The organism is Pseudomonas sp. S4_EA_1b, from assembly GCF_016307435.1.
In the GTDB taxonomy this organism is placed as follows: Bacteria; Pseudomonadota; Gammaproteobacteria; order Pseudomonadales; family Pseudomonadaceae; genus Aquipseudomonas; species Aquipseudomonas rhodesiae.
Genome location: NZ_JAEILC010000144.1, coordinates 1 through 6,863 on the forward strand (window position 1 = coordinate 1; position 6,863 = coordinate 6,863).

Here is a 6,863-nt window from a genome sequence, read left to right on the forward strand (position 1 = left end):
GGCCGTCCCCTATGCCGATTAAGGGACTTCTTATGAACACTACTGTATCAGCGATCGCCGTGTTTATGCTCTTTACATCACTAACAGCCAATGCCCAAAGCGGTATGGAGATCAATAAACACATCGAGCGTACTGCTAGAGAGGCTACAGCGGATTATGCTCAACGCGTAAAAAAGCCCATGCCTCAACTAGAAGACTACGCCTATGGCATGGACCTGGACGTTGGTAAGTTGGTGTATGTATCACCCAATGTGCGGTACTGCGGTAATGTAAGAAGCATGATGACCTACGAAGACTCGAAAGGCGAACTGCACATGGTTCGCTACCTGGTGAAGGGCGAGTGTGTTAATAGCCGTTAAGACTCATCAAGATGATCCCTGCGGCCACCGGATCATAGAAGCTCAATGCCGAACCGGCGCAGCAGTATGGCGAAGCCTCCGAAGCTGGCCATTGTGATGAGGATGCTGCTGATCAGTGTCGGCCAAAAGCCGAGCTTAGGTAGCAGCAATGGAAAAGCAATAAACATCGGCAGGGTCGGAAGCACGTACCAGAACGTGTACCAAGCATGGTTGGAGATCTTCTCCATGCTCTGGTTCTCTAAATAGAGCCAGACCAACGTCACGACCGTGACCAAGGGTAGGGCGGCGACCAAGCCGCCCAGCTTGTCGCTGCGTTTCGCCAGCTCTGACACGAGAATCACTATACCGGCAGTGAGTAGGTACTTCGTGATGATCCAGGCCATCGCTGAGCCTTCTGGAGGTTGTTGACGAGGGCAGGCGAAGCCATTCACCAACCCCCTTGAAGCGCTCCTGCCGTTTACGGCATCCCTCACCGCATTTTTTTTGCAACATCACCCTCAGCCAGGAGGGTGATGTGTTTGCATGGTGTTTACCGATCGGTCAGTGCGAGGGTGAGGGAACGCTCTCGTGGAAAGCTGCCCGCTCGATCTGGATGGTGCAGTGATGGATTTCGAATGCATCGCTGACAGCATCCACGACGGCCGCCAACACAGCATCCCCATCTGCAGAATCCCGAACCACTACGTGCGACGTCATCACGTTACTGCCACTGCTGACAGCCCACACGTGCAAGTCATGAACGTCCGTCACGCCATCTACTCCGAGGATGGTGGCCTCGATTGCCGTAACGTCGAGCCCCCTCGGGACACCCTCCATGAGGATCCCCAGGCTTTCGCGAAGCAACTGCCACGTCCGCGGCAGAACCCAAAGGCCGATCGCCACAGCGACAATCGTGTCGACCCAGGTCCAGCCGGTGAAGCGGATGATAAGTGCCGCGATGATTACGCCAAGCGAGCCGAGCATGTCGCTCCAAACTTCGAGGTAGGCTCCTTTGACGTTGAGGCTTTCGTTGCTCGCAGATGCCAGAAGGCGCATCGAAATTAGGTTGATGATCAGGCCGGCGATTGCGATCCACATCATCGCTCCGGTAGCGATCTCCGCCGGCATGAAGAAGCGCTGGTAGGCCTCATACAAGATGTACATCGCCACCAGGAAGAGCAGCACGGCGTTGAACGTCGAAGCCAGAATTTCCAGGCGCGCATAGCCGAAGGTTCTTTTCTGATCCGCCGGCCGCTTGGCTATCTGAAGTGCAATCAGTGAGATCGCCAAGGCGGCAGTATCTGTGAACATGTGAGATGCGTCCGACAGCAGCGCCAGGCTGCCGGTAATCCACGCACCGATCACTTCTGCAATCATGAAGCTGCCAGTCAAGCCGAGCGCCATGATTAGCTTCTTCTGATGCCCCTCGCGTACTGCAGCGCTGCCATGGTCATGATTTGAACCCACGTATTTCTCCTTGCGCAGGGTTGTGGTCTCGTTGGCCTTCCTGTCTACCTAGCCTTAGAGCGTCGCTTGGCCACACTGACTGCAAAATCTTGCTCCTGCACTCAGCAGCGAGCCGCAGGCGGTGCAACCACTCGATAGCGGTGTTCCGCAGTTTAGACAAAAGCGTGCTGACGGATCGTTGGCCGTCCGGCACTGCCTGCAGCCCTGCAGATCTTTGATGGGGGCAGGAGTGGGAGGGCGCCCGCCGTCATACACCTGATTACCGCCGTCGCAGCCCTGCTGCCGGCCATGGCGATCATATTGCTCGGCCCCATGTCCCCCGCTGTGGTGCTTGCCTCCACCGTGGTTTCCACGGCCATGGTGCCCGCCCAGGATGTTTTTGAAAAAGCTCATGGTATTCGCCCCTCATTGATGGGTGACATATTAACGAGCAAAAGTTGAAAATTATGTTCTGCTCGCGAGAAAGACTTGTAAGTTGAATTGAAAGTTCAAAATTAGCCTACGACAAAACGAAACCGTTTTGTTTGTGAAATTAAATTTATCTAGCTGAGCGGAGCATTGCTTTTGGTGGGTAGTATTCCCCTAATTTTGATCATAGCGTGATCAATGACAATCAAAACAGCAGTAATTGGATTTCTGTCAGCATTGTAATCCCGAGGTCATCGTGTCGTTATCAGGTCCCGGAAATAATGCGCTCAGCGAGATTCATTTCTCTTTTTATCCCTATGCCTCACACATACTAAGCGTCCCCAACGCCTAGGGGCCTAAGGCCTCTGACGCTCCGCACATTGCGCAATCGCTCAGCATCTGTCGACGGTTTGCCTTGTAGCTCCCGCTAACTCCATAGCTACCGCCATGGATAAGCAGCTTCCAGAGTTTGATAATGACACCTTCCAAATCCATTGTTCACACCCTGTTAAGCAAATGGATCTTTGCTATTCGCAATGCGCGGCAGAAAGGCATCAGTACTAATTTGCTAATCGGCCTGGTGACTTTTTGGTTACTGCTATTCGCGAACGCTGAGCTCTGGAACGTGCTCTGGAAGCTGGTATTCAAAACCGATGAAGTGAACTGGCAGCTAGCGGCTAGCCTCCCAGTCATAGTATTCGCATGGGTGTTTACCGTTCTGAGCTTGCTGTCATGGGGGCGGCTGGCCAAACCCATACTGTGCCTGGTACTGATCAGCGCGTCTTTTGCGAGTTACTTCATGAATGCCTACGGCATCGTGATCGATTACACAATGTTCACCAACGTTGTGGAGACCGACGTCGCTGAGGCAACCGAGCTGCTGAATTGGAAGCTCGGTCTTTGGGTCGCAATGGTTGGGGTGTTGCCCGTCTACCTGATTGCCCGGGTTCCCCTCCGGCGCAAGCCTTGGGCCAAAGCTTTGGTCAGCAGGTTCATTGCTCTGTCGCTCGCTCTGTTGACCTTATCTGGCATCGCGTTGAGTCAGTACCAGTCGTATGCCTCCTTGCTGCGCAACAATCGGGAGATCCGGCTGATTCTGGTACCTACCAACTTGTTTGCGGCTGGCCATGGGTACCTGAAGCGTCAGCTGGCCTCACCTAAAACGCTGACGGCCATTGGTACTGATGCGGTAGTTAATCGACAGGGTGCGGCTCGTAAACCCAGGCTGCTGGTACTGGCAGTAGGAGAGACCGCTCGCTCCGCCAACTTCTCCCTCAACGGCTACTCCCGTGAAACGAATCCGGAACTAGAAAAGCGAAATGTCATTAGCTTCACGAACGTGAGCTCCTGCGGTACCGCTACCGCGGTCTCGCTGCCATGCATGTTCCTGGACGTGGGTAAGGCCCAGTACAAAGATGGCTTGGCCAAGAGCCGAGAAGGGCTGCTCGACGTGCTTCAACGCGCTGGCATCAGTGTCATGTGGACTGACAACAACTCGGGGTGCAAAGGGGTCTGCGACAGGGTTCCCAACCACAAGGCTGCCTCTCACGCGGATTCCCAACTGTGCACCAGCGAGGAGTGTAAGGACGGGGTGCTGCTCACGGAGATGCAAGACTTCATCAAGCGCCAGGAAGGCGATGCTGTCCTGGTGCTCCACTACAAAGGCAGTCACGGCCCGGCCTACTACAAGCGCTACCCCTCGCAATTCAAGAAATTCGCACCGGTGTGCGAGACCAACGAGCTCGACAAATGTAAGCAGGAGGAGGTGGTCAATGCCTACGACAACTCAATCCTCTACACCGATTATGTGACTGCAAATCTCATCGATATCCTGGCGGCCAACACCAAGTTCGACACTGCGCTGATGTACGTTTCGGACCACGGCGAATCGCTGGGGGAGGGTGGGCTCTATCTACACGGGCTGCCTTACGCGATGGCTCCTGACGAGCAAACAAAGGTGCCGTTGGTACTTTGGATGTCTGACTCGCTCGCGAAGAGCGAAAAGGTCAACGTGGGTTGTTTGAAAGCTCAAACCACGTCACCGCTGAGCCACGACAACCTGTTCCACACCGTGCTCGGCATGATGAACGTCCAGACGTCTTCGTATCGCTCAGCGCTGGATTTCACTGCCCCTTGTAAGCCCTTTGTCGGAGGCTCTTATTCTGGCCTCTGAATGTTCGATGTGGACCGGATCATCGGCCAGGCGGTTCTGCACCAGCCTGCTTTGACAGCTGAGAGAAGCTGGACTAATTACATAGCTGCATTCAACAACCCAAGCGGAAAAGGAAGTTTTGCATGAGCATCAAGCCAGGCCCAAAGCGCACCAATGAAGATGGCACTCCGGACAAAAGGCAGCGAGTCACCCCTGAAAAGCAGAAGGACCATCCGGACCTGAAACCCCACAAGCACAAAAAGGGGGAGTAAGAAAAAAGCAGCTCTCGGGAGCTGCTTTTTTTTTGGGGCTGTGTGCAAACCCTCCCGACCGTCTCGCTGATCAATCGGACCGCGTCGTGAGTCTTCCGCTTGGCTTGATGGATTCTGAAGCTACCTCCGGATCGGTTATCCCTTCAGTGCGGACGACGAGACTGATATCCCAGAGCGTTGAGCTGATACTCGCTGACAGCCCGAAATTGTGATTCTGCGATTTGACGCAGGCGCTCAACCTCTTCGGCAGATGAGCCAGAAGCCTGCGCCTCGTGGTATTGCTTCATCGCATCCACTGCGTCGGTATACATGGGGTGGTCGGGGAGAAGAGCTGGCATCTTTTTCGTCATGTAGCGGCAGGTCCTCACTGGATAGTCGACGGTGGTTTACCTGCTTTGAGGAGCTGAAAATCAATGACCGCCTGATAGAGCGAATCTGCCAATGGGTGAAGACGCTGTACCTCAAGGTCTGGCAATCCAGCAGCCTCCGCTTCGTGGGCCTGTCGGATAGCTTCAAGCGCTTGCCTCATCAGTGGCTCACCAGCCTCGACCATTCCAATGAATGTGCGCTTCACAACATTTTGCTCCATTCAGCTGAAGATGAATTATAGGACACCGCGGCGTGGCAAGGCCCCGAGCAGCATAGGTGTTCGACGCCCGACTGAACGAATCAATGAGGAGCGCGCTGGCCTGGGGAGTGGCCAGGGCGCGTGTCGTAGCTACGTTGTAAACCACTTTTTTTCACTGTAAACCACTGTGGTTACAGTGAAAAAAAGTGGTTTACAACAGGCCTCCTCAGGCCTGAGTCAGCTCCAGCAGATCGCCCAGTTCCTCCCGGGCCATCTTCACTCTATCCATTCTGCGATAAGGATGATCAACCGGCATCCGGATAAGGGATTCGAACCAAGCCGAATCGAATTTGATGACTTCCTTGTGAATGTGCTCAAGCTCACCTCCGCGAGGCTGTGACACTACAAACTCCATGCTTTCAACCAAGCCGGACGCTTCACTGTCTTTGACGATTCGATGGCGGATGAAACTCATTTTGAGATCAAAATATGCCGCCTTCGAACCAGGCACCTTCTTCGATTCCAGCCGACCAGTGCTGCTGATTTCCGCCCCTGGCACCTCAGCGGCAATAGCTTTCACCAGCTCAGCATTTCCAATGACCTTCTGGCCAAACAGGCGGGTGGCGTCCGACATGTAAGCAAAGATCCATGGCACATTGCGAAGCGTCGCGCCGGTATAGAGGTAGCCACGCTCTCCCTTGTAACGCTGCAGCATGCCTCTCAACGCGTTCTCGGAAAGGACCAGTTGGGTCTCTTTCTCCAGGATGTAAACCACGCGATCGAACTGTTCGATCAATAGCTTGAGAATCTTCCGTGGGACGCCGTCAAACCTGGTTTTTCGTTCTGTTTTCTTGTGCTGGCGAGGCTGGAAGTACGGGCAATCGTTACGGGCCTCACTATCAAATGGAGCGATGCCGCGAATGCTCTTAGTAGCATGTTTCCCGAATGGGTTCTTCACGTTAGGCGGTAGCTCATACAGCCCAACCAGCTGGACAGGGTTGTCGCATGCCGGGCATACAGCAAACTGAGCTAGCTTGCCGGCACTTCCAGGCTGGTACCATGGATCTCTGCGGAAGGTCTCGGCCTCGAAACCTTCCTTGTCGATGATCTTGCTTTCTGTGTCTTCGATGCGGACCTTATAGACATCCATCTTTGCTGAAACCGTATCAATAGAGGGTCTCTGGATGGTAACGAGCGAGGATAGGCAGCAGTAGGCCTAACTGACCCTTTTGGTGGTCACCCACTGGTTTGAGGCCCGCCCAAAGCATGCCTGATCGACCTGGGCGGGCCCTAGAAACAACTAACCCCCTGGTGCGCAGTACAGGTCTGGGACCTGCCCGAGGCGTGGGGGCTATTCTTGGAGCGACAGTGACACCGGCTCCGGAGAAAATCAATTGGTTTGTAGAGCAGCCGGTCAGCTAAGGTCAAACCCAGATCCTAAAGGGGAGGCCGATAGCAGCTCAGTCAGCATCATCGGCACCTTCTTCATCTTCATCGGTATCCCCAACACTGAGCCAGTCGTGAAGGTTGTACCGCACGAAGTCTTCCGCATCGAGCATGGTAAAGTCTTGGAGCACCGTGACGTCTGCTCCACCGAAGTACAGTGCGGATTCCACGCCATCCGGACACTCAGCCCACCAACATCCGGACACTCATTA

The 6,863-nt window shown here is 54.4% G+C and carries 10 protein-coding genes; 3 read left to right on the forward strand and 7 right to left on the reverse strand.

Features of this window, described 5'->3' with window-relative positions; all coding sequences use genetic code 11:
* Window positions 1-32 precede the first annotated feature (32 nt).
* Window positions 33-359, forward strand: coding sequence for a DUF2790 domain-containing protein (locus YA0848_RS32570; protein ID WP_010951440.1), 327 nt, complete (start codon window positions 33-35; stop codon window positions 357-359).
* A gap of 32 nt (window positions 360-391) precedes the next feature.
* On the opposite strand, the gene YA0848_RS32575 is transcribed toward YA0848_RS32570, so the two are convergent.
* The 3 genes from YA0848_RS32575 to YA0848_RS32585 form a co-directional block, all read right to left on the reverse strand.
* Window positions 392-742 (reverse strand): DUF3147 family protein, encoded by a 351-nt coding sequence (locus YA0848_RS32575; RefSeq protein ID WP_011953105.1) that lies wholly within the window; start codon window positions 740-742, stop codon window positions 392-394.
* Window positions 743-899: 157 nt separating this feature from the next.
* Complete coding sequence (locus YA0848_RS32580; protein ID WP_010951438.1) at window positions 900-1,805, reverse strand: cation diffusion facilitator family transporter; 906 nt, start codon at window positions 1,803-1,805, stop codon at window positions 900-902.
* 54 nt (window positions 1,806-1,859) lie between these two features.
* Complete coding sequence (locus YA0848_RS32585) at window positions 1,860-2,198, reverse strand: zinc ribbon domain-containing protein (protein WP_079732563.1); 339 nt, start codon at window positions 2,196-2,198, stop codon at window positions 1,860-1,862.
* A 490-nt stretch (window positions 2,199-2,688) separates the two neighbouring features.
* On the opposite strand from YA0848_RS32585, the gene YA0848_RS32590 reads away from it, so the two are divergent.
* On the forward strand, window positions 2,689-4,386 hold the full coding sequence (locus YA0848_RS32590; RefSeq protein WP_003298414.1) for a phosphoethanolamine transferase: 1,698 nt from the start codon (window positions 2,689-2,691) through the stop codon (window positions 4,384-4,386).
* A 122-nt stretch (window positions 4,387-4,508) separates the two neighbouring features.
* Window positions 4,509-4,637 (forward strand): hypothetical protein, encoded by a 129-nt coding sequence (locus tag YA0848_RS36485; RefSeq protein ID WP_003253468.1) that lies wholly within the window; start codon window positions 4,509-4,511, stop codon window positions 4,635-4,637.
* A 143-nt stretch (window positions 4,638-4,780) separates the two neighbouring features.
* Here YA0848_RS36485 and YA0848_RS32595 read toward each other — a convergent pair whose 3' ends face one another.
* From YA0848_RS32595 to YA0848_RS36230, 4 genes are all read right to left on the reverse strand, one after another.
* Complete coding sequence (locus tag YA0848_RS32595; RefSeq protein WP_003298411.1) at window positions 4,781-4,987, reverse strand: hypothetical protein; 207 nt, start codon at window positions 4,985-4,987, stop codon at window positions 4,781-4,783.
* A 14-nt stretch (window positions 4,988-5,001) separates the two neighbouring features.
* Window positions 5,002-5,211, reverse strand: coding sequence for a hypothetical protein (locus YA0848_RS32600; RefSeq protein ID WP_003298409.1), 210 nt, complete (start codon window positions 5,209-5,211; stop codon window positions 5,002-5,004).
* Window positions 5,212-5,431: 220 nt separating this feature from the next.
* A complete protein-coding gene (locus tag YA0848_RS32605; protein ID WP_010951435.1) occupies window positions 5,432-6,355 on the reverse strand; it encodes a hypothetical protein in 924 nt (307 codons plus the stop codon).
* 310 nt (window positions 6,356-6,665) lie between these two features.
* Window positions 6,666-6,821 carry a hypothetical protein gene (locus tag YA0848_RS36230; RefSeq protein WP_232925236.1) on the reverse strand — a complete coding sequence of 52 codons (156 nt, stop codon included), beginning with the start codon at window positions 6,819-6,821 and terminating at the stop codon, window positions 6,666-6,668.
* Window positions 6,822-6,863: the final 42 nt, after the last annotated feature.

Coding starts and splice junctions, on each gene's coding strand:
- YA0848_RS32570 (WP_010951440.1), top strand. CDS start 33: ATGAACACTACTGTATCAGCGATCGCCGTGTTTATGCTCTTTACATCA.
- YA0848_RS36485 (WP_003253468.1), top strand. CDS start 4,509: ATGAGCATCAAGCCAGGCCCAAAGCGCACCAATGAAGATGGCACTCCG.
- YA0848_RS32575 (WP_011953105.1), bottom strand. CDS start 742: ATGGCCTGGATCATCACGAAGTACCTACTCACTGCCGGTATAGTGATT.
- YA0848_RS32585 (WP_079732563.1), bottom strand. CDS start 2,198: ATGAGCTTTTTCAAAAACATCCTGGGCGGGCACCATGGCCGTGGAAAC.
- YA0848_RS32590 (WP_003298414.1), top strand. CDS start 2,689: ATGACACCTTCCAAATCCATTGTTCACACCCTGTTAAGCAAATGGATC.
- YA0848_RS32595 (WP_003298411.1), bottom strand. CDS start 4,987: ATGACGAAAAAGATGCCAGCTCTTCTCCCCGACCACCCCATGTATACC.
- YA0848_RS32605 (WP_010951435.1), bottom strand. CDS start 6,355: ATGGATGTCTATAAGGTCCGCATCGAAGACACAGAAAGCAAGATCATC.